Here is a 22,637-nt window from a genome sequence, read left to right on the forward strand (position 1 = left end):
GATGCACATCGCCGTCCTGATGGGCGGCTGGTCCGCCGAGCGCGCGGTGTCGCTCTCCTCGGGCGCCGGCATCGCCGATGCGCTGGAAGAGCGCGGCCACCGCGTCACGCGCATCGACATGGAGCGCGACGTCGCCGCTGCGCTTGCGGCGGCCAAGCCCGATCTCGTCTTCAACGCGCTCCACGGCACGCCGGGCGAAGACGGCTCGATCCAGGGCCTCATGGACATCATGGGGCTCCGCTATACGCATAGCGGCCTCGCCACGTCGGTGATCGCGATCGACAAGGTGCTGACCAAGCAGGCGCTGGTCCCGCACGGCATCCCCATGCCCGGTGGCCGCATCGTCGCGACCGAGGATCTCTACACTGCCGATCCGCTCCCGCGCCCGTATGTGCTGAAGCCGGTCAACGAAGGCTCATCGGTCGGCGTCGCGATCGTCACGGCGGAGGGCAATCACGGCACCCCGATCAGCCGCGACGCGGCCGGTCCGTGGCAGCAGTTCGACGAGCTTCTGGCCGAACCGTATATCCGCGGCCGCGAGCTCACCACCGCCGTGCTCGGCGACCGCGCGCTCGGCGTCACCGAGCTGCGCCCCAAGTCCGGCTGGTACGATTACGACGCCAAATATACCGACGGCCTGACCGACCACATCTTCCCCGCACCGGTGCCCGACGAGATCACGGAGGCGTGCAAGGCGCTCGCCCTGCGCGCGCACCAGCTGCTCGGCTGCCAGGGCTGCAGCCGCGCCGATTTCCGTTGGGACGATGAACGCGGCGTCGACGGCCTGTTCCTGCTGGAGGTGAATACCCAGCCCGGCATGACGCCGCTCAGCCTCGTTCCCGAACAGGCGCGCCACCTCGGCATCTCCTATCCCGATCTCGTCCAGGCGATCGTCGACGAGGCGCTGCGCGATCATCCGCTGGTGGGGGAACAGGCATGAGCCGCGCCGCCAGCCGCGCCACGCCGGCGCGCCGCCCCACCGTGCGCCGCGCCCCGCCCAAGAAGTCACTGGGCGATCGCCTCGTCGCCGCGTTGCCGGTCAGTGAAGCGACGCTGCGCCGTGCGGTCACCTGGTCGATCCTCGGCCTTGGCGGCGCCGCCGCGCTCGCCACCGCTTCATGGTTCGGCGTTCCCGCCGCGATCGGCACCGCCATGGCCGACGCCACGGGCGAGCTTGGCCTGAAGGTCGAGGGCGTTGACATCACCGGCATCAAGCGGATGAACCGCGAAACGGTGTACGCCGTTGCGCTGGAGGATCAGCCAAGCGCGATGCTGCGCGTCGATCTCACCACCGTGCGCGAACGGCTGCTGGCCTATGGCTGGATCAAGGACGCCTATGTCTCGCGCCGGCTGCCCGACCGCCTGCTGATCCATGTGGTCGAGCGCGAGCCCGCTGCCGTGTGGCAGAATGGCGGCCAATTGACGCTGATCGACGCCACCGGCGTGCCGCTGGAGCCGGTCGACCGCAACCGCATGCCCGATCTGCCGCTGGTGATTGGCCCCGGCGCGGACCGGCAGGAGGCCGCGTACCAGCGCCTGCTCGCCGCCGCGCCCGCGCTGAAGCCGCGGGTGAAGGCAGCCACCTGGGTCGGCAACCGTCGCTGGGATCTGACCTTCGACAGCGGCGAGACGCTCGCCCTGCCGCAGGAGGGCGCCGCGGCCGCGCTGGTGAAGTTCGCGGAACTCGACGGTGCCCGCGCATTGCTCGGCAAGGGATGGCTGCGCTTCGACATGCGCGATCCGGCCAAGCTCGTCGCGCGTAAGCCGGGGACCGACATGGAACATAGCGTACCTGATGCAGGTACGGGGGAGGGCGCATCGGCCGCCCCCGCACGCTTCGCACGGATCGACGAAGTCTAAAACGACACCACGGGGCAGGGAACAGGGAAACAGGGCGATGGCAAAGGCGGCACCCGAAGGTATCATCACCGCGCTCGACATCGGCACCTCCAAGGTGTCGGCGATGATCGCGCAGCGCGGCGACGGCGGCGAGCTGGTCGTGCTCGGCACGGGTCAGCGCGAGTCGAAGGGCGTAAAGCGCGGCTATATCGCCGACATGGCGCTGACCGAGGTCGCGGTGCGCGAGGCGGTGGCGCAGGCGGAGCGGATCGCCGGCTTCAACATCGAAAACGTCTGGGCCGGCTTCTCCGCCGGCGGCCTCGTCAGCGACGAAGCGTTCATCGAGGTCGAGCTGAACGGCCATCGTATCGAGCAGCAGGATATCGACGCCCTGCTCGGCGAGGGGCGGCAGGCGATCGACCCGCAGGGCCGCATGGTGCTCCATGCGCAGCCCGCGCTCTACACGCTCGACGGGCTCACCGGCGTCAAGAAGCCGCTCGGCCTCCACGCCGATCGCCTGGGCGTCCACATCCACGTCATCGCCGCCGATGGTTCGCCGGTGCGCAACCTCGACCTCACCGTGCGGTCCGCGCACCTGGAGGTAAAGTCGATCATCGCCTCGCCCATCGCCACCGGCCTTGCCTGCCTCAGCGAAGAGGAGCGCGATCTTGGCGTTGCACTGGTCGAAATCGGCGCAGGCATGACCAACGTGTCGCTGTTCGCCGGCGGCATGCTGGTGGGGCTGAAGTCGATCCCGATCGGTTCGTGCGACATCACCGACGACATCGCCTCGGCCTTTGGCACCTCGCGCAGCCAGGCCGAGCGCATGAAGTGCTTCCACGGTTCGGCCAACGCCTCCCCGCGCGACAATCACGAAATGATCGCGATCCGCCCCGGCCGCGCCGACGACGATGCCGATCCCTTGCAGATCACCAAGGCCGCGCTCATCTCGGTCATCCGCACCCGGCTCGAACACCTCGTCAACGAGGTGCAGACCGCGCTGAAGGAACTGAAGTTCGAAGGGCCCGTTGGTCGTCAGGTGGTGCTGACCGGCGGCGGTGCGGAGCTGAAGGGCATCGCGGATTACGCGCAACAGGTGCTCGGCCGCACCGTGCGCGTCGGTCGGCCGCGCGGGCTCACCGGGCTTCCCGATGCGCATGGCGGGCCCGGGTTTGCGACGCTTGCGGGCCTGGCGTTCTTCGCCGCATCCGACCCGGTCGACCTGCGCGGTCTGGTCCCGACGCAGCAGATGGTGGTGCGGCAAAAGGGTCTGGGCGCGCTCAAACGGTTGTTTCAGGCGGCCAAGGCGAATTATTGATTCGCGACGGCCGCTTTTCGGCTGGAACGCAGCGCCGGGATGCTGCACAAAGATTAATGGCGATGACGGGCCAGTGTTTGGTGCCCGAAATGACGGAGTAATTTGGCGATGGGCATCGAATTCATTGCACCCGAGGTGGACGAACTGACCCCGAAGATCGCGGTGATCGGCGTCGGCGGCGCGGGCGGCAACGCGATTGCCAACATGATGCGCGCGGACGTGCAGGGCGTCGAGTTCCTGGTCGCGAACACCGATGCGCAGGCGCTGAAGCAGTCGATCGCCCCGCAGAAGATTCAGCTCGGTGCCAAGATCACGCAGGGTCTCGGCGCCGGCAGCCGGCCCGAGATCGGCCGCGCCGCGGCGGAGGAAACGATCGAGCAGGTTTCGAAGCTGCTCGAAGGCGCGCATATGTGCTTCATCGCCGCCGGCATGGGCGGCGGCACCGGCACCGGCGCCGCTCCGGTCATCGCCAAGGCCGCGCGCGACATGGGCATCCTGACCGTGGGCGTCGTAACCAAGCCGTTCGCCTTCGAAGGTAAGCGTCGCGGCACCTCGGCCGACCAGGGCATCGAGGAACTGCAGAAGTTCGTCGACACGCTGATCGTCATTCCGAACCAGAACCTGTTCCTGATCGCCAACGCCAACACCACCTTCAAGCAGGCGTTCGAACTGGCTGACGAGGTGCTGCAGCAGGGCGTGCGCGGCATCACCGACCTCATGGTCATGCCGGGCCTCATCAATCTCGATTTCGCCGACGTCCGTTCGGTGATGCAGGAGATGGGCAAGGCGATGATGGGGACCGGCGAGGCGGACGGTGACGACCGCGCGTTGATCGCCGCGCAGAAGGCGATCGCCAACCCGCTGCTCGACGGCGTGTCGATGCAGGGCGCAAAGGGCGTCATCATCTCGATCACCGGTGGCGAGGACATGCGCCTGCTCGAGGTGGACGAGGCCGCGAACCACATCCGCGAACTGGTCGATCCCGAAGCCAACATCATCTGGGGTTCGGCATTCAACCCCGAGCTTGAGGGCCGCATCCGCGTGTCGGTCGTCGCGACCGGCATCGAGGCTGTCGAGCGCACCGAGGCGCCGGCATCAGAGCCCGCCCGTGCGTTCAGCTTCTCGGCCCCGCGCCGCCCGGACGCGGCACCTGCTGCGCCTGCACCGGCCGCTGCTGCGCCCGCGCCCGCGGCCGCACCGGCAGCACCAGCATCAGCGCCCGCGCCGCAGCCTACGGGCGCGGCGGCCGGTGCGATGTCGGCTGGCGTACCGGCACCGGGCACCAAGCCCGCCGTTGAACTCACCGATGCGGCGCGCAGCGTGGAGGAAGGCCCCGGCGACGAGCTGCTGTTGGGTAGCGACACGGTCGTGCCCGCGCCCCAGCAGGGCGCGCCCGCAACCCCGGCCAAGCCGAACGAGCCGCGCGTGTTCGGTGACGACGACAGTGGCGAGGCACCGCGTCGTCGCTGGCTGTCGGGTGGCGACAACGGGGCCGACGTGCCGCCGCAGCCGCGCGTGAAGCTGGGTGGTACCCTGTTCGAGCGGATGCAGAATGCGTCGCGCGGCAACCAGCGCGGTGCAGAGGAAGAGAACAAGGATTCGCTCGACATCCCGCGTTTCCTGCACCGTCAAAACAACCAGTAAGCATTGATGCGCGATGGCGGCCGGCGTTCGTCGGCCGCCGCGTGCGGCTCGGCGCGTGCGTGCGCCGAACTCATTGCTGGTTCATCGCGCCTGGTTCACACATTGCCTTCCATGTCGATCGCTCGTCCTTTTATCATCGCCGCTGCCTTGGCGGGCGCGCCGGGAGCGCTTGCCCAGAGCTATCCCGGCCAGCAGATCCAGACGGTACCCCGCCCAACGCCCGACGCTGATGCGCTGGCCGGTGCGATGCGGCGGCTTGGCGCGAACCCGCGCGATCTCTCCGCATTGCTCGAGGCCGCTGAACTGTCACTGCGGCTGGGTGATGTGAACGCCGCGGCGTCGCTGCTGAAGCGCGCCGAGAACGTCGATCCGATGAACGGCCGGGTAAAGGCCGGCATGGCGCGCATCCTGGTAACGCAGGAGCGGCCGGGCGAGGCGCTGCGCTATTTCGATCAGGCGATCGGATACGGTCTGGATGCGAAAAGCTTCGCTGGCGATCGCGGCCTCGCCTATGATCTGGTCGGTGAGCAGGAGCGGGCGCAGCGCGATTATCGTGTCGCGCTGAAATCCGGCAGCAACGACGAAGTGGAGCGCCGCTACGCGCTGTCGCTCGGGATCTCGGGCAAACGGCAGGAAGCGCTCGACGTCATCGACGATCAGGTGCGGCGGAACGATCGCAGCGCCTGGCGCGTGCGGGCCTTTGTGCTGGCCCTGACCGGCGATGTGCCGGGCGCGGAAAAGATCGCCAATACCATGATGCCGCCGGGCATGGGCGCGGCGCTTGCCCCATTCTTTTCGCGGGTCGCCGGGCTGCCTGCCGCCGACCGCGCCTTTGCCGTGCACTTCGGTGAATTGCGCCCGACGCCGCAGCGTCTGGCGGATGCGCGCATGGTGCCGCCCTTGCCACCACTGGTTCCCGAAGTCTCACGCCCCGTGCAGGTCGCCGCCGCACCAGCGGCTGCGCCGAAGGCCAATGCCGGCAGCGAGCGGCGCAGCGCGCGCGAGGATGCGCGGCGTCGACGTGAGCTTGCCGCGGCAGAGCGCCGTGCGAGCCGCACCAGGCAGAGCGAGCAGCGGACGAAGCCGGCCGAGAAGCCTCCGGTGGCGGTAGCGGCTGCGAGCAGCGCATCGGTGCGCCGCCCCGCCAACGAGCCGACTGCTTTTGAGCCGCCGCGCTACGCCGGGGTCGCATTCGCGCCGCCGCAGGCGGTGGTGCAGCCTGTCCCGACGGCGCCGGTCGACACCGCCGCTGAAACGGCGAGCGCGAGTCCGCGCCCGGCTACGCCGCTCCCGCAAACGCCGTCCGTGCCGACGACCGGCACGGCGCCTGCTGCCGCACCGGTCCAACTCGCGTCGTCAACGCCATCGACGCCGCGCCCGGTGCCGACGCGGTCGCCCGCGCTCACGCCGTCGAGCCCATCACCATCGGCGGTGACGGCGCCACAGCCCACGGCTGAGGCTTCGGTTCCGACCAGCATCGCCGCGACCCCGCCGCTAAATCCGGCGCCGGTCCAGACCGCTGCAGAAACAACTGCGTCGACCCCGACCGCCGCCACTCCCGCGGTGAGTGAGGACACGATCCTCGCCCGCATCATGGCGGGCATCTCCATCCCGGGTTCGGAGCTGGGGATCGCGCCGGTTCGTCCACCGGCGCCTGAGCCGGAGCCCGTTAGCGAAACGGCGGCGCGTGTTGAAGCCGCGCCGCCCGCCGTCGCGGACGCGACGGCGACAAAGGCGGCCGCCGATCTTCTGGCCGCCGGGGACCAAGAAAAGGCCATAACCGCCCGGAAAGCGGCCGAGGCTGCTGCAAAGAAGGCCGCGGCCGATGCCAAGGCGGCCGCCGCCAAGAAGCTTGCCGACGCGAAGAAGCAGGCGGAGGCGAAGAAGGCTGCCGAAGAAAAGGCTGCTGCCGCCAAGGCGGCAAAGGCCGAGCCGGCGCGTATCTGGGTGCAGGTGGCGGGCGGCGCGAACAAGGACGACCTGCCAAAGGCATGGGCGGCGGCACAGAGCAAGGCTGAGGCGCTGAAGGGCAAATCGGCCTACACCACGCCGCTGCGCGCCACCAATCGCGTGGTGACCGGTCCGTTCAAGTCCGACGCGGAAGCTCGCGAGTTCGTCAACACCTTGGCAAAGCAGGGTTTGTCGGCGTTTCCGTTCACCAGCGACGACGGCCAGAAGATGACGAGGTTGCCCGCGAAGTGACAGTGCTCGCGCCATGGGCGTGCAACCCGGCGCAGAGCAAAGGCCGCCTCCACGAAGAACAAAGCAAGACCGGCGAGGCAGGCGAACGCGGCCCGCGCGACGCCTATCAGCGCGACCGCGACCGTATCGTCCATTCCATCGCTTTCCGCCGGCTGCGGCACAAGACGCAGGTATTCCTGGCGCCCGATGGCGACCACTTCCGAGTCCGGCTGACGCACAGCCTTGAAGTCGCGCAGATCGGCCGCACCATTGCGCGCACGCTGGGGCTGAACGAGGATCTGACCGAAGCCTTGTGCCTGGCGCACGACATCGGCCACCCGCCCTTCGGCCATGCTGGCGAGGATGCGCTGAAAGCGGCGATGAGCGCCGCCGGCGGCTTCGATCATAACGGCCATACGCTGCGCACGCTGATGCGGATCGAGCGAGCCTACCCGCGGTTTGACGGGCTGAATTTGACGTGGGAGACCCTCGAAGGGCTCGCCAAGCATAACGGTCCGGCCCGGCATCCGGGCTGGGCGCTGCACGCGGCGGACATGGAGGCCGATCTCGCGCTCGACACCTATGCCAGTCTGGAGGCGCAAGTCGCGGCGCTGGCGGACGACATCGCGTACGACAATCACGACATCGACGACGGCCTACGCGCCGGGCTGTTGTGCCTCGACCAACTAATGGCGGTGCCGCTAGTCGCACACGGCTGGGACCGGGTGCGCGCGCTCTTTCCCGATGTCAGCGAGCGGCGGCAGGCGCGCGAGCTGGTGCGCAGTCAGATCGGCGTGATGGTGAACGATCTACTGGAGGAAAGCCGCCGGCGCGTTGCGGCATCGGGCGTGACCTCGGTGGACGAAGTTCGCGCCGCTGGGCAGGCACTGGTGGCTTTTTCGGACGAGATGCGCTTGGCCGAACGCGACCTGAAACGCTTCATGTATGCGAACCTGTACCACCATCCGATGCAGCTCGAGGCGGCGGCCGCCGCGCATGATGTGGTTGCGGGCCTGTTCGCCGCCTTCCACGCCGACCCGGCGGCGCTCCCGCCCGAGTGGCGCCAAAGCCTGCCGGCCGAGGAGCCTGCCTTCAGCCGACATATCGCCGACTACATCGCCGGCATGACCGATCGCTACGCAATCCGCGAATATGCCCGCGTCGTTGGCCCGGTAACGATGCCGGACGGCTTCTGATCTAGTTCTTCAGCCGCCAGCCGCGGCGCAACAGCGTGTAGCAGAGCGCCGCAAGTGCAACGTCGAGCAACAGGACGATCACACTTCCCAGCAGCACAGGCGAGTCGGCGATGCCGAGGAAGCCGTATCGAAAACCCGAGATGATGTAGAAAAACGGATTGGCGTGGCTGATCGCCTGAAATACCGGCGACAGGCGATCGACCGAGTAGAAGGTGCCCGACAGCAAGGTAAGCGGCGCCACGACGAAATTGGTGACGGCGGCGGCATGGTCGAACTTCTCCGCCCAGATTGAGGTGAGCAGGCCGATAAGCGCCAGGAACACTGAGCCGAGCAGACCGAACCACAACACGGCGATCGGATGGGCGGGCAGCACGTGGACGCCCGGCCATAAGCTCATGGCAAGCCACACGGCAAAGCCGACAAGGAACGCGCGGGTCACCGCACCGCCGACAAGCGCCGCCAAAAGCTCCGCAGTGGACAGCGGTGGCATCAGGTAATCGACGATCGTGCCCTGAATTTTGCCGACCAGCAGCGAGAAGCTGGCGTTGGCAAAGGCATTGTTGAGCATCCCCATGACGATCAGCCCGGGCGCGACAAAGTCGCCGAACGCGACCGCCGTGCCGCTGAGTTGCACCGCGCCGCGCCCGCCCAGGGCGACGGTGAAGATCACCAGGTAAAGCAAGGTGGTGATCGCGGGTGCCCAGATCGTTTGCAGCTGGACCTTGAAGAAGCGCCGCACCTCCTTCACATATAAGGTCTTCAGGCCGCCCCAATTGACGTTCCGGATGGACGGAACGCCGGGCGCGTTCCTGACCAAAGAATTGTCCTGGCCGGCGGGTTGCTGACCAATCGGAGGGTGGCTGCTCATCGCGAATGGGCGTAGTCGCTGCCGACGCTCGCTGCAACCGGCGCAAAGATTGAAGGAACAGCAAGGCCCATGTCCTGGACCGAGGAACGGATCGATACGCTTCGCAAGATGTGGGAAGGCGGCCAGACCGCCAGCCAGATTGCGGAGGCACTGGGTGGCGTTAGCCGCAATGCGGTGATCGGCAAGGCGCACCGGCTGGGCCTGCAGTCGCGCCCGTCGCCTGTCGTTCCAAAGGATGCAGAGGCCAAGGCCGCGCCCGTCGTTGCTGCCGAGCCGGTAGCCGCGCCGCCGCCGCCTGCGCCGCCTGAGCCCGAGTCACCGCCGCCGGCGCCACCCGCCCCGCCGGTCGCGGCAGCCCCGGCCAGCCCGCCCGCAATGACGCAGGTGTCGGCGCCCAAGCCGATCACGATCACGACGCCGCTGGAGCCGGAGCGGTCGCCCGAATCGCAGCGCATGGTCCGTTCGGTCGGGCCGGGCGGCTTCGTGCGTCAGGCGCCCGGCGAGCAGCAGCCGCCGATCGCACCGGCCCCGCCGCGCCGACTGGTGCCGGCCAAGCCGTCGCCCGAGATCGCCGGCAAGACCAGCCTGCTCGATCTCAGCGACAAGGTGTGCAAATGGCCGATGGGTCACCCGGGTGAGGCGGACTTCCACTTCTGTGGTGACAAGGTAAACCCCGGCTTTCCTTATTGCGTGGAGCATTGCGGCCACGCCTATCAGGCGCAGCTGCCGCGGCGCGACCGGCGCGCCGCACCGCTGCCTTTCGGTGGTCCGCGGATGCGCTAAGCCAGGGCTCAAGCAAAACAGAAAAGGCCACGCTGGAATGATACCCAGCGTGGCCTTTTCTGTGTCGGCCGAGACACAGGCGCTCGGCTTTTGTTGCTCGGGCGGTAGCGAGGATTCCTCCTACCGCCCTCAGCGTGTCAGAAGCGGAATGCTGCCGTGGCGCGCAGCGAGTGCCAGCGGAACTTGTCGTCGCTACGACGGAAGTCCGTGCCCGAGGCGTTCCCGAGCAGGAACGGGTTGGTCGCCGCGGTCGTGCCGGTGTTGCCGGCGCGGACGCGATAATCATCGTCCTGATACTGGTGGTACATATATTCCAGGCCGACCGAGAAGTTGTTGCCGATCCGCTGCTCGACGCCGCCGCCGCCGGTGATGCCCCACTGGTTGCGCTTGCCGCGCTCAGCGAAGCTGTTCGCCGTGTTGGTGGTGGTGAAGTCGCGATCGATGCGGGCGTAGCCCGGACCGAAGGTGCCGTAGAACAAGGTGGTGTTGTTCGGCGTGTAGCCGACGCGACCACGGATCGACGCTTCCCAGTTGATCGAGCGGGTCATCGTGTAGGATGCCGGCGTGGTCGAGAACGCCGTGACGCTGTCGGTGATCTCGCTCTTGCCGAATTCGCCCACCACGCCAACGACGATGTTACCGCGCTGCTGATCCCAGCCGACACGGCCGTAATAGGCCCAGCCGTCCTCGTCATTGACGCAGCCCGCCGGAGCAACCGGGTTGGTCGGCGACGTTCCGGCCTGTGCGCGGCCGTTGCAGAAGCCGCCAACCGGAGGACCGAAGGCGTTCGCGCCGGTCGCGGTCGTTACGGTGCTGCCGAAGCCGCCGTTCAGGCTGCGATCGAATAGGATGGTGGAACCGACGTCGTTCGGCTGCACGTCATAGCCGCCAGCGGCACCGACATAGACGCCCGAGAACCCGGGATCGCCGTCAACCGTCTGGGCGGAAACTGCCGGGGCCACCAGGGCGGCGGCAATGCCGGAGAGCAGCAGACGCTTCATACACTAACCTTTCAGATGCTTCATTCAAGTGCCCGTCGGAACGGCGCTCGGGACGCAAAGGATGCATTTCGAAACATTGCCGCGGCGCATCGGTATAGAAGTGTTGCCGCGCGGCAACAGGTCGCGATGCCGCGGCCGGCTGCTATATGGATGAAATGGCTGACCCAGATTTGTTCCGCGCTCCCGCATCCAGCGCCGATTACGACGCATCTTCGATCGAGGTGCTGGAGGGGCTGGAGCCAGTTCGGCGTCGGCCGGGCATGTATGTCGGCGGCACCGACGAGCGCGCCCTGCACCATCTCGCCGCGGAGATCCTCGACAATGCGATGGACGAGGCGGTGGCCGGCCACGCGACCCGTATCGAGGTAGCGCTGGCGGCGGGGAACCGCATCACCATCACCGATAACGGCCGCGGCATGCCGGTCGATCCGCATCCCAAGTTCCCGGACAAGAGCGCGCTGGAGGTGATCCTGTCGACCCTGCACTCGGGCGGCAAATTCTCCGGCAAGGCGTATGCCACGTCGGGCGGTCTGCATGGTGTGGGCGCGTCCGTCGTCAACGCGCTCTCCTCCGACACGGTGGTGGAGGTCGCGCGCGACCGGCAGTTGTTCCGCCAGCGCTTTTCCAAAGGCGTGACGCTCGGCCCGCTCGAAACCGTCGGCGCGGCGCCTAACCGCCGCGGCACCTCGGTCGCCTTCACGCCGGATATTGAGATCTTCGGGCGCGAGTTGCTGTTCAAGCCCGCGCGGCTGTACCGGCTGGCGCGGTCCAAGGCCTATCTGTTCGCTGGTGTCGAGATCCGGTGGAAATGCGCGCCCGAACTGATCGGCGACGACACCCCGGCGGAGGCGGTGTTCCAGTTCCCAGGCGGTCTCGCCGACCACCTGCGCGAACAGGTCGGCGCGCGCGAATGCGCGACGGCGGACTTCTTTGCCGGGTCGCAGGAGTTTCCGGCCGAGGCGGGGCGCGTCGAATGGGCGGTCGCCTGGCCCTTGTGGTCGGAGGGCAGCTACAGCTGGTATTGCAACACCATCCCGACTCCCGATGGCGGCACGCACGAACAGGGGCTTCGCCAGGCGCTGGTTCGCGGGCTTCGCGCATTCGGCGACCTCGTCAACAACAAGCGGGCAAAGGAGCTGACCGCCGACGACGTGATGGTCGGCAGCGAGCTGATGCTCAGCGTGTTCATCCGCGATCCGCAATTCCAATCGCAGACCAAGGACCGGCTTACCTCGCCAGAGGCCGCCGGGCTGGTCGAAAAAGCGGTGCGCGACCATTTCGACCATTGGCTCGGCCAGAACATGGACCGGGGCCGCGCGCTGCTCGGCTATGTGGTGGAGCGGATGGACGACCGCCTGCGCCGCAAGGCCGAGCGCGAGGTGAAGCGCAAGACCGCGACCTCGTCGCGCAAGCTGCGCCTGCCCGGCAAGCTGACCGATTGCTCGATCGACAGCAACGAGGGCACCGAGCTGTTCATCGTGGAGGGCGACAGCGCCGGCGGCAGCGCCAAGCAGGCGCGCGACCGCAAGACGCAGGCGATCCTGCCGATCCGTGGCAAGATTTTGAACGTCGCCTCCGCGACCAGCGCCAAGATCCTCGCCAACCAGGAAATTGCCGACCTGATCCAGGCATTGGGCTGCGGCACGCGCAAGGAGTGCCGTCCCGACAATCTGCGCTACGAACGCGTCGTCATCATGACCGACGCGGACGTCGACGGCGCGCATATCGCGACGTTGCTGATGACGTTCTTTTTTCAGGAAATGCCCGATCTTGTTCGCCGCGGGCACCTCTACCTCGCGCAGCCGCCGCTTTACCGCCTGACGGTCGGCGCCAAGTCGCTCTACGCCCGCGACGACGCGCACCGCGCCGAGATCGAGCGCACGGTGTTCAAGGGCAAGAAGGTCGACGTGGCGCGCTTTAAGGGCCTTGGTGAGATGAACCCCGGCCAGCTGCGCGAAACCACCATGGATCCAGGCAGCCGCAGCCTTATTCGCATCACCCTGCCGCAGGAATATGAGGGGCGCGCCGGCGTCAAGGATCTGGTCGACCGGCTGATGGGCACCAATCCCGCGCACCGCTTCGCCTTTATCCAGGAGAATGCGGCGCGGCTGGACGAGGAGACGATCGACGCGTGACCCTGGGCGTGCGAGTACCTATCTAGCCGGGATGCGCAAACCAAAGGCAGGGCTTCCGAGCCGCCAGCAGATCCTCGACTTCATCGCCACCAGCGAGACGCCCGCCGGCAAGCGCGAGATCGCGCGCGCCTTTGGGCTGACCGCGCAGGAGAAGATCGGACTCAAGGCGCTGCTGAAGGACATGGCGGACGAGGGGCTGATCGACAGCGCGCCGGGCCGCGCTTTTCATAAGACGGGCGGGCTGCCCAAGGTGACCGTGCTGCGCGTCGTCGACGTCGACGATGGTGGTACGATCTGGGCGACGCCGGAGCGCTGGGAGGCCGACGTTCCCGCGCCGCGCGTGCGGGTGCGCGAGCGTCGTCGTGGCGAGCTTGGGATCGGCACTCGCATCCTTGCGCGGACGGAGGAGGCCGGCAACGGCTGGATCGCGCATGCCATGAAGACGCTTGCCCCCGCCGCCGAGCAGATGATCGGCGTGCTGCGCGGCGAGGGCGACCGGCTGTGGCTGCAAGGCGTGGAGAAAAAGGAAAAGCGCGAATATGCCGTCTCCGACGCCGGCGGGGCGCAGGCCGGCGACTTGGTGCTGGCCGAGCGCACCGGCCGCCCACCGCGCATCTCCGCGCGTGTCGTCGAGCGGCTGGGCGATCCGTTCGCCCCGCGCAGCTTCTCGCTGATCGCGATCCACCGTCATGAGATTCCGCACGTCTTCACCGAAGAAACACTGGGCGAGGCGACCCGCGTCGCGCGCCAGCCGCTGGGCGACGATCGCGAGGACCTGACGCACCTGCCGATCGTCGCGATCGATCCCGCCGACGCGCGCGATCACGACGACGCGATCTGGGCCGCCCCCGACGACGATCCCGCCAACGAGGGCGGCTTCCGCGCGGTGGTCGCGATCGCCGACGTCAGCTTCTACGTCCGCCCCGGTGGCGCGATCGACCGCGAGGCGCGGCGGCGTGGCAATTCGGTCTATTTCCCCGACCGCGTCGTCCCCATGCTGCCCGAGATCCTGTCCGCAGACGTCTGTTCGCTGAAGGAAGGCGAGGATCGCGCGACCATGGCCTGCCACCTTCAGGTTACCAAGACGGGTGCGCTGAAGTCCTGGCGCTTCACCCGCGCCGTGGTCCGCATCGCGCGTAACATCGCCTACGAAGTCGCGCAGGCGATGATCGATAATAATCTCCCCGGAACGGGGAGGGGGACCAGCGAAGCTGGTGGAGGGGGATCGCCCCAGGACACACCGCTTGTGGAAGCCCCCCTCCACCAGCCTGCGGCTGGTCCCCCTCCCCGTGCCGAGGAGGATATCCTTCCGGCCCTTCAGAACCTCTGGGCCTGCTGGTCCGCGCTCGCCACCGCCCGCGACAAGCGCGAACCGCTCGCGCTGGACTTGCCCGAGCGCCAGGTCGCGCTCGATGAAAAGGGCCGCCTGCTCTCGGTCGCCCCGCGCGAGCGGCTCGATGCGCACCGCCTCGTCGAGGATTACATGATCGCCGCCAACGTCGCCGCCGCCAAGGCGCTGGAGGCGAGGAAGGCGCCGGTCATGTACCGCATCCACGAGCCGCCCTCGCGCGAGAAGCTGTCGGCGCTGAAGGACTATCTCGACACGTTCGACATCCCCTTCGCGCTCGGCCAGGTCATCAAGCCTGCGACCTTCAACCGCATCTTCGACCGCGTCGGCGACGCCGATTTCCGGCCGCAGGTCATGGAGCAGGTGCTGCGCTCGCAGACGCAGGCCTATTACGGCCCCGGCAACCACGGCCATTTCGGCCTGTCGCTCGGCTCCTATGCGCATTTCACCTCGCCGATCCGCCGCTATGCGGACCTTCTGGTCCACCGCGCGCTGACCAGCGCCTATGCGCTCGGCCCCGGCGGGCTGAACGGCGACGAGGATTTCGAGCGGCTGGGCGATACGATCAGCAAGCTAGAGCGTCGCGCCATGGAGGCGGAGCGCGAGACGATCGACCGCTACGTCGCCTCCTTCGTGGCGGACCGGGTGGGCGAAATCGTCGATGCGCGGATCACCGGGGTGCAGAACTTCGGCTTCTTCGCGACGGTGGAAGGGGTCGGCGGTGACGGGCTGATGCCGGTCAGCGACCTCGGCGGCGAATATTTCCGCTATGACGAGGCGGGGCGGCGGCTGGTCGGTGAGACGAGCGGCGACGAATATACGCTTGGTCAGCGGCTGCGGCTGCGGCTCGCGGAGGCGAACCCGGTCACCGGCGCGCTGCGCTTCGAGATGGAAGAGGGTAGGGGCGCCCGGCCGAACCGGCGCGACGATCGCAAGTCCGGCCCGCCGCGCGTGCTGAAGCGGCGCGGACGGCCCGGCAACATCCGGCATCAGGGGCGGAGAAAGTAACAATGGCCAATTTCATGATCCGCACCGCGGAACGCTACACCACGCGCGCGCAGAACCGCATCGTTGACCGGCTGCGGATCGCGGGCGCGATCAAGCCAGCCAACGCCGCCGCCATCGATCCGACCGGCAAGCTGGAACGGCGGCTTCTCGACCGCATGGTGGCGTTCGGCGCGGTCGTGAGCGAGGGCAATGGCGCATACTGGCTGAACGAGCGGCGCCTGGTTGACTTCCGCAAGGAGGAACTGGCGCGGCTGCTCGGCGCGGTCGCCGTGGTCGGCTTCGCGGCCGCAGGGGCGATCGCCTTCGGCCGTTGACCACTCTTGCCCAAGCCGCCGCGTGATCCCGATCATCCGGTCGTAAACGTAAGCCCCGCCTTCGCCACCAGCCGGTCGCGCAGCGTTGCGCCCATCAGCGCGCCCGGCGTCCAGATGCCGCCGTCGCCCGCCACGTCCTGCACCAGGCACAGCGCGCTTTCCGCCAGCATCTTGCTGGTGGAGCCATAGCCCGGATCGCGGTCGCCCGTGACCACCGTGTCGATCCGCGATCCGTCCGGCATCAGGCCGACGAACAGCAGGTCGTAATGCCCAGCCTCACGTTCCTCGCGGGTCGGGCCCTCGCCCGGCTTTGGCCCGGTGTCCCCGGCGAACGGGTTGAACTTGGCCAGCGCCTCGGCCGCCGCCTTGCCCATGTCGCCCAGCCCAGTGACCATCATCTCGTCATAGACGAAGTCCGCACCATAAAGGCCGCCCAGCAGGAAATCGGTGCGGTGGACGTTCTTGGTGTTGATCGGCGCCATCACGAACGGCGCGACCCAGCAGTTGATGGTGGTGTCGAACTCGGGGATCAGCCCGGTCGGCTGGTGCGGCCCGCTGTGCCCCGGCGTCAGTGCAAACGGGCTGGCGAGCAGCGGCACCAGCGACGGGTCCTTGGCCGCCGCGGCCAGTGTCGCCTTCAGGCTCGCCGCGGTGCCGCCCGAGAACGTGCCCTTCATCGTGCGCACGCGTCCCTTCACGCGGGGTGCCGGGCGCCCGAAGCGTGCGATCGCATGTTCCTGAAGCGTCAGCACGCCAAGGTCGAAGGGGATTGAATCGAACCCGCACGAAAAGACGATCCGTGCGCCCGTGCGCTTTGCCTCCGCCTCGTGCGCGTCGATCATGCGGCGCATCCAGCCCGGCTCACCGCACAGGTCGACATAGGCGGTGCCGGTCGCGGCACAGGCGGCGACCAGTTCGCTGCCATATAGCTGGTACGGACCGACCGTGGAGATCACCACCGTCGCACGCTCGCACATGGCGCGCAGCGCGGCGGAGTCGCCGGCGTCGGCTACCACCAGCGGCAGGTCGGTAACGGCGCCGATTGCGCTGCGCACCTCTTGAAGCTTGGTCAGCGAGCGTCCGGCCATAGCCCAGCGCACACCCTCAGGATAAGCGCCGGCGATATATTCCGCGACAAGGCGACCGGTATAGCCGGTCGCGCCATAGACGATCACGTCGAACTCGCTCGCCATCGGTCCTCTCCCTTTTTTTATGCCGCCTCGCTGAACTGCAGGCTGGCGAGCCGCGCATACAGCCCGCTGCCCGCCATCAACGCGGCATGGTTTCCTTGCTCCACGATGCGCCCGCCGTCCATCACCACGATCCGGTCGGCGGCGCGCACGGTGGCGAGACGATGCGCGATCACCAGTGTCGTGCGATCCGCCATCAGACGCTCCAGCGCCTCCTGCACCAGCCGCTCGCTTTCCGCATCCAGCGCGCTGGTCGCCTCGTCGAGCAGCAGGATCGGCGCATCGCGCAGCAGCGCGCGCGCAATCGCGACGCGCTGGCGCTGCCCGCCCGAAAGCCGCGCGCCGCCTTCGCCCAGGAAGGTATCGAGCCCGTGGGGCAGATCGCGCAGGAAGCCGGCGGCATTGGCCGCCTCCGCAGCGGCCCACAGTGCGCCGTCATCGGCATCCCACCGGCCGTAGCGAAGGTTGTCGCGTGCCGATGCGCCAAAGATCACCGTCTCCTGCGGAACCATGGCGATGCGGCTGCGCAGCGCGGCGGGATCGACATCGCGCAGGTCGGCGCCGTCGACCGTCAACCGCCCCGCGATCGGATCGTAGAACCGTTGGAGCAGCTGGAACAACGTGGTCTTGCCGGCACCGGAGGGGCCGACCAGCGCCACCGTCTCCCCCGGCGCGACGGCCAGCGTAAAATCGTGCAGCGCCGCCGCATCGGGGCGCGTGGGATAGCGGAACTCGACGCCTTCGAACGACACCGCGCCGCGTGCCGGCTGGGGCAGGGCGACCGGCTTGGCGGGCGCCGCGATCTCCGGCCGCTCGGCCATCAATTCGGTCAGCCGCCCCGCTGCGCCAGCGCCGCGCAGCAGCTCGCCGTACACCTCAGTGAGCGCACCGAACGCGCCCGCCACGATGCCGCCGGTCAGCACGAACGCGGCGATCGACCCGCCCGAGATGCGCCCTGCGGCAACGTCGGTCGCGCCTTCCCACAGCACCAGGGTTATCGATCCGAACACCAGCCCGATGACGATCGCCGTCATCACGGCGCGCAACGCGATGCGGCGCTGCGCGGCCTCCATGGTCGCCTCCACCGCGCCCGCGAACCGATCGCTCTCGCGTTTTTCCTGGCCGAACGCCTGCACGATCTTCATCGCGCCCAGCGTTTCCGTCACCATCGCGCCGACATCCGCGACGCGGTCCTGCGAGGTGCGCGAATAGCTGCGTACCCGCCGGCCCAGCAGCACGATCGGCAGGATGATGAGCGGGATACCCAGCGTCAGCAGCCCGGCGAGCTTGGGGGAAATCGCGAACAGGTAGACCAGCCCGCCGATGCCGGTGAACGCATTGCGCAGCGCGACCGATACGGTGGTACCGACCACCATCTCGATCTGAGCGGTATCCGCCGTCATGCGGCTGGCGATCTCCGACGGGCGGTTTTCCTCGAAGAAGCGCGGGCTGAGCGTCAGCAGGTGTCGCTGCACGCTGGTGCGGATATCCGCCACCACGCGCTCGCCCAGCCACGACACGAAATAGAACCGCACCGCCGTGCCGAGCGCCAGCACGACGACGATCATCAGCATGTAGTGGAACGCCCCCGCCACCGCCTCGCCGCTGCCGGCGGTGAAGCCGCGGTCGATGATCCGCTTGAAGCTGTAGGGGATCGCGATCGTCGCTGCGGACGTGACAGCCAGCGCCACCCAGGCGGCAGCGATCTGCGTGGGGTAACGCTTGGCATGACGCCAGACGATGGAAAGGTTGCCGATCCGCCGGCTCGGGGGCGGTTCGCTCGTCGCGCTGCTGGCCATGCGCGCCCGTCTAGCAGTGTGGGGAGTGTGGCTCAACGGCCACCGTCGGGAGCAATCGGCTGGTACAAGCCGTTGTGCAGGTGCACAATGCGCCCCATGTCGGACCAAAGGTGCTACAGGATACCGGATGCTCTACGACGCCTATGAATTCAACCGGTCGCTCCTTGCGACCGCCAGTGCCATGGCCAATTTCGGTGTGGGCATGTTGCAGAACCCGGCAAACCCGTTCGCGTATTTCGGCGGCGGGCAGGTCATGGCCTCCGCGCTGGAGGTGTTCGCACATGCAGCAGCGTCGCGGGGCAAGCCGGCATTCGGGCTCGATCACACGCTGATCGACGGGCGCGAAGTCGCCGTTCGCGAGGAAGTGGTGCTGGAAAAGCCGTTCGGATCGCTCAAGCGGTTCGTGCGCGAGGGCATCGAGGGCGGGCCGCGCCTGATGATCGTGGCGCCCATGTCGGGGCATTTCGCCACGCTGTTGCGCGGCACCGTGGAGCGCATGCTGCCGTTCGCTGATGTCTATGTCACCGACTGGCAGGATGCGAAGCTGGTGCCGCTGGCGGACGGCCGCTTCGATCTCGACGATTATGTCGATTATCTGGTCGCCTTTCTTGAAGCGATCGGACCCGATGGCGACAAGGGTGGGGCGCACGTGCTCGCGGTCTGCCAGCCGTCCGTGCCCTGCTATGCTGCGGCCTGTCTGATGAACGCCGACGCGCATCCCTGCCGGCCCAAGACGCTGACCATGATGGGGGGGCCGATCGACACGCGTGAGGCGCCCACCGCGGTGAACACGCTTGCGACCGAGCGGCCGCATTCCTGGTTCCAGCAGAATGTTATCGCGACCGTGCCGGCGATGTATCCGGGCGCGGGGCGGCGCGTGTACCCCGGCTTCCTTCAGCTCACCGGCTTCATGTCGATGAACCTCGGCAACCACATGATGAGCCATTGGGAGATGTTCAAACACCTCGTCCGCGGCGACGGCGAGAGTGCGGACGCGACCAAGGATTTCTACGACGAATATCGCTCGGTCTGCGACATGACGGCGGAATACTACCTCCAGACGATCGACCTGGTGTTCCAGACGCACGCCCTGCCGAACGGCACCATGACCCACCGTGGCCGCCCGGTGGATCCCGCCGCGCTCACCGACACCGCGCTGCTGGCAATCGAGGGGGAGCGCGACGACATTTCTGGTCTTGGCCAGACCAGGGCCGCGCTGACCATCGCCACCGCATTGCCGGAGGATCGCAAGCGCTACTTCATGGCCGAGGGTGTCGGCCATTACGGGATCTTCAACGGCTCCAAGTGGCGCGAGCGGATCGCGCCGGTGGTCGAGGAGTGGATCACGGCGCACGATTGAATGTGACGCCGGCAAAATGGCTGGGGCCGCACCGCCATTTTGAAGGCGATGCGACCCCGGCGTTCTGGTTCAGGCGATTGAGCCAACCTTGGCGTGGCTGGACGATTCGGAGGAGTCGATCGTGCCGCCAAACAGCATCTTCAACCGACCACCGATGGAAACGTCGGTTTCCCACAGCTCGGCGGAGCTGATGTCGAAGCGGTTGAGGCGGGCGTCCGCCTTGCCGTTCGGGAACCACGCTTCCACGCGGTTGTCCCATAGACGGTCGAACGTCGCCTGATCGGTTTCCTGGCGCACCTGACCCGAGAGGCAGGCGAAGAAATCGTGACCCTTGCCGACGAACTGCGCCATTGCCTTCCCGCCCTTGGCAATGCGATTGTCGTGGGCGGAAAAGATGAACAGGGTGTTCGGCTGGGCCTCGTCAAGCTTGACGTTCATCGGCTCCGAATGCTCGCCATCCATCAGGCCGATCATGATGAACGGGCTGTCTTCCAGCTTGCTCAAAAAGGTTTCGGCAACTTCCTGCGGGCTGTCGTGATCGGCCATTCCATCATCTCCTGCTGTGAATTTAGCTGGAGAACGAGAGCGGACCGCGTTGGTTGCGTAACGTTGCGGCAGGGCGCGTTCCGTTGCTCACCGCGTTTCGGCGAAAGGCAACGAAAAGGCCCCGATCGCATGCGCGATCGAGGCCCCTTTGTTTGCGCGTGCCGGCGCGAGCAGCTTGGGCCGCGCCGGGTCGAAGCGTTAAAGGACTTCGAAAAGACCCGCAGCGCCCATCCCGCCGCCAACGCACATCGTGATCACGACATATTTCGCGCCGCGACGCTTGCCTTCGATCAGCGCGTGGCCGGTCATGCGCGCACCCGACATGCCATACGGGTGGCCGATCGAGATCGCGCCGCCGTTCACATTGAGCAGCTCGTTAGGGATGCCCAGCTTGTCACGGCAATACAGCACCTGCACCGCGAAGGCTTCGTTCAGCTCCCACAGGCCGATGTCGTCCATCTTCAGGTTGAAGCGCTCGAGCAGCTTGGGGATCGCGAAGACCGGACCGATGCCCATCTCGTCCGGCTCGGTGCCGGCGACGGCCATGCCGACATAGCGGCCCAGCGGCGTCAGGCCCTTCTTCTCGGCCAGCTTCTCTTCCATCAGCACGCTGGCCGATGCGCCGTCGGAGAGCTGCGATGCGTTGCCGGCAGTGATGTTCAGATCGGGGCCGAGCACCGGCTTCAGCGACTTGAGGCCCTCCAGCGTGGTATCGGGGCGATTGCCCTCGTCCTTCGCCAGCGTCACTTCCTTGTAGGAGACTTCCTTGGTCTCCTTGTTGGTGACGGCCATGTTTGCGGTGACCGAGACGATCTCGTCATCGAACTTGCCGGCAGCCTGCGCGGCGGCAGTGCGCTGCTGCGACTGGAAGCCATATTCGTCCTGCGCGTCGCGACTGATGCCGTAGCGCTTGGCGACCACTTCCGCGGTCTGCAGCATCGGCATGTAGATGTCCTTGTGCATCGCGACCAGTTCGGGATCGGGCTGCACGCGCATCTGCGGCGTCTGGACGATGGAGATGCTGTCGACGCCGGCACCGATGGTCACGTCCATGTTGTCGACCATGATCTGCTTCGCGGCGGTAGCGATCGCCATCAGGCCCGAGGCGCACTGGCGATCGAGCGACATGCCCGACACCGACGTCGGCAGGCCGGCGCGCAGCAGCGAGGTGCGCGCGATGTTGGTCGCCTGCGCGCCCTGCTGGAGCGCGGAGCCCATCACCACGTCCTGCACTTCGGCGCCGTCGATATGGGCGCGCTCGACGGCGGCTTTCAGCGCGTGGCTGGCAAGCGTCGGCGACAGCGTGTTGTTGAAGGCGCCGCGGTAAGCGCGGCCAATCGGCGTGCGGGCGGTGGAAACAATGACGGCGGAACGCATGGTTATTGTCCTTGAGTAGAATGGATTGCCGAGCCGCCCGTGAATGCGGGCGGCGTTCCCCGGGGAGGGCGGCGGGTAGAAAGGATCAGGTGAAGACCTGCGTGATCCACTCCGCGATCATAGCCGGCTTCTCGCTGCCTTCGATCTCGATGGTGGTTTCGGTGGTGAACTGATACTGGCCGGGGCGCTTTTCGTCGAACTCGGTCAGCTTCGAGCGGCCGCGCACCTTTGAGCCCGACGGGACGGGTGCAAGGAAGCGCACTTTGTTGCCGCCGTAATTGACCCCCATCTTGACGCCGTCGAGGCGCGGCATGTTCGGGTTCTTGGCCGACAGCAGCGGCAGAAGCGACAGCGTCAGGAAACCGTGGGCGATGGTGGTGCCGAACGGCGTCTGCTTGGCGCGTTCCGGGTCGATATGGATGAACTGATGGTCGCCGGTCGCGTCGGCGAACTTGTTGATCATCTCCTGGGTCACCTCGACCCATTCGGACACGCTTTCCTTGCCGATCGCGGCCTTCATCTCGTCTGCGTTCACGAAGACTCCCCTTGGCTTCCTCATCCCGTTCGCGGGTGCGGCGCACCTGTAGGCGCGTGCAACCCAAGCCTGCAAGCCTTGTTGACCGTCTGCTGGAAACGGCCCGTCGGTCGGGCGCGATCAAGCGAACCCGAAATTCGAAAACTGCCGTAGCGGCAATCAGGCATGTGCGACTCGCTTGCGTCCGCCACCATA

At 67.4% G+C, this 22,637-nt stretch carries 18 protein-coding genes; 11 read left to right on the forward strand and 7 right to left on the reverse strand.

The features are described 5' to 3' along the window. Window position 1: 1 nt before the first annotated feature. From SPDO_RS07675 to SPDO_RS07700, 6 genes are all read left to right on the forward strand, one after another. A complete protein-coding gene (locus SPDO_RS07675) occupies window positions 2–940 on the forward strand; it encodes a D-alanine--D-alanine ligase (RefSeq protein ID WP_088366860.1) in 939 nt (312 codons plus the stop codon). Then, window positions 937–1,860 carry a cell division protein FtsQ/DivIB gene (locus tag SPDO_RS07680; protein WP_088366861.1) on the forward strand — a complete coding sequence of 308 codons (924 nt, stop codon included), beginning with the start codon at window positions 937–939 and terminating at the stop codon, window positions 1,858–1,860. Before SPDO_RS07675 ends, SPDO_RS07680 begins: the two co-directional genes overlap by 4 nt. A gap of 37 nt (window positions 1,861–1,897) precedes the next feature. Beyond that, window positions 1,898–3,157 (forward strand): cell division protein FtsA, encoded by a 1,260-nt coding sequence (gene ftsA / locus SPDO_RS07685; protein ID WP_088366862.1) that lies wholly within the window; start codon window positions 1,898–1,900, stop codon window positions 3,155–3,157. 108 nt (window positions 3,158–3,265) lie between these two features. Beyond that, entirely contained in the window at window positions 3,266–4,801 is a 1,536-nt protein-coding gene (gene ftsZ, locus SPDO_RS07690; RefSeq protein WP_088366863.1) for a cell division protein FtsZ, read from the forward strand. 111 nt (window positions 4,802–4,912) lie between these two features. Beyond that, window positions 4,913–7,003, forward strand: coding sequence for an SPOR domain-containing protein (locus SPDO_RS07695; RefSeq protein ID WP_143559610.1), 2,091 nt, complete (start codon window positions 4,913–4,915; stop codon window positions 7,001–7,003). Continuing rightward, a complete protein-coding gene (locus SPDO_RS07700) occupies window positions 7,000–8,178 on the forward strand; it encodes a deoxyguanosinetriphosphate triphosphohydrolase (RefSeq protein ID WP_088366865.1) in 1,179 nt (392 codons plus the stop codon). The genes SPDO_RS07695 and SPDO_RS07700 overlap by 4 nt, the downstream gene beginning before the upstream one ends. A 1-nt stretch (window position 8,179) precedes the next feature. Here SPDO_RS07700 and SPDO_RS07705 read toward each other — a convergent pair whose 3' ends face one another. Beyond that, window positions 8,180–9,046, reverse strand: coding sequence for an ABC transporter permease (locus SPDO_RS07705; protein ID WP_088366866.1), 867 nt, complete (start codon window positions 9,044–9,046; stop codon window positions 8,180–8,182). Between the two features lie 69 nt (window positions 9,047–9,115). Between SPDO_RS07705 and SPDO_RS07710 the strand changes: the two genes are divergently transcribed. Beyond that, window positions 9,116–9,829, forward strand: coding sequence for a GcrA family cell cycle regulator (locus SPDO_RS07710; RefSeq protein ID WP_088366867.1), 714 nt, complete (start codon window positions 9,116–9,118; stop codon window positions 9,827–9,829). 137 nt (window positions 9,830–9,966) lie between these two features. Here the strand turns inward: SPDO_RS07710 and SPDO_RS07715 are convergent, their stop codons facing one another. Continuing rightward, window positions 9,967–10,830, reverse strand: coding sequence for an outer membrane protein (locus SPDO_RS07715; RefSeq protein WP_088366868.1), 864 nt, complete (start codon window positions 10,828–10,830; stop codon window positions 9,967–9,969). 155 nt (window positions 10,831–10,985) lie between these two features. Between SPDO_RS07715 and parE the strand changes: the two genes are divergently transcribed. From parE to SPDO_RS07730, 3 genes are read left to right on the forward strand one after another with little or no spacing between them, the layout of a single operon-like run. Further along, a complete protein-coding gene (parE, locus tag SPDO_RS07720; protein WP_088367041.1) occupies window positions 10,986–12,965 on the forward strand; it encodes a DNA topoisomerase IV subunit B in 1,980 nt (659 codons plus the stop codon). Window positions 12,966–12,996: 31 nt separating this feature from the next. After that, the gene (locus SPDO_RS07725; RefSeq protein ID WP_088366869.1) at window positions 12,997–15,321 is read left to right on the forward strand and encodes a ribonuclease R family protein; all 2,325 of its coding nucleotides are present in this window, start codon (window positions 12,997–12,999) and stop codon (window positions 15,319–15,321) included. Window positions 15,322–15,323: 2 nt separating this feature from the next. Then, on the forward strand, window positions 15,324–15,635 hold the full coding sequence (locus tag SPDO_RS07730; RefSeq protein WP_088366870.1) for a hypothetical protein: 312 nt from the start codon (window positions 15,324–15,326) through the stop codon (window positions 15,633–15,635). Window positions 15,636–15,667: 32 nt separating this feature from the next. Here SPDO_RS07730 and SPDO_RS07735 read toward each other — a convergent pair whose 3' ends face one another. Both SPDO_RS07735 and SPDO_RS07740 read right to left on the reverse strand, forming a co-directional pair. Beyond that, a complete protein-coding gene (locus SPDO_RS07735) occupies window positions 15,668–16,828 on the reverse strand; it encodes a saccharopine dehydrogenase family protein (RefSeq protein WP_088366871.1) in 1,161 nt (386 codons plus the stop codon). A 17-nt stretch (window positions 16,829–16,845) separates the two neighbouring features. Further along, window positions 16,846–18,624, reverse strand: a complete 1,779-nt coding sequence (locus SPDO_RS07740; protein WP_088366872.1) for an ABC transporter transmembrane domain-containing protein — start codon at window positions 18,622–18,624, stop codon at window positions 16,846–16,848. Window positions 18,625–18,751: 127 nt separating this feature from the next. Here SPDO_RS07740 and SPDO_RS07745 point away from each other — a divergent pair, with 127 nt between their 5' ends. Continuing rightward, complete coding sequence (locus SPDO_RS07745) at window positions 18,752–19,984, forward strand: polyhydroxyalkanoate depolymerase (protein WP_088366873.1); 1,233 nt, start codon at window positions 18,752–18,754, stop codon at window positions 19,982–19,984. Between the two features lie 69 nt (window positions 19,985–20,053). Here SPDO_RS07745 and SPDO_RS07750 read toward each other — a convergent pair whose 3' ends face one another. The 3 genes from SPDO_RS07750 to SPDO_RS07760 form a co-directional block, all read right to left on the reverse strand. Further along, entirely contained in the window at window positions 20,054–20,530 is a 477-nt protein-coding gene (locus SPDO_RS07750; RefSeq protein ID WP_088366874.1) for a pyridoxamine 5'-phosphate oxidase family protein, read from the reverse strand. A gap of 198 nt (window positions 20,531–20,728) precedes the next feature. Next, window positions 20,729–21,907: an acetyl-CoA C-acyltransferase gene (locus SPDO_RS07755; protein ID WP_088366875.1), complete on the reverse strand. Its 1,179-nt coding sequence runs from the start codon at window positions 21,905–21,907 to the stop codon at window positions 20,729–20,731. A gap of 85 nt (window positions 21,908–21,992) precedes the next feature. Beyond that, window positions 21,993–22,427 (reverse strand): MaoC family dehydratase, encoded by a 435-nt coding sequence (locus SPDO_RS07760; RefSeq protein ID WP_245829312.1) that lies wholly within the window; start codon window positions 22,425–22,427, stop codon window positions 21,993–21,995. Window positions 22,428–22,637 lie beyond the last annotated feature (210 nt).

The organism is Sphingomonas dokdonensis (genome assembly GCF_002197685.1).
GTDB lineage: Bacteria > Pseudomonadota > Alphaproteobacteria > Sphingomonadales > Sphingomonadaceae > Sphingomonas > Sphingomonas dokdonensis.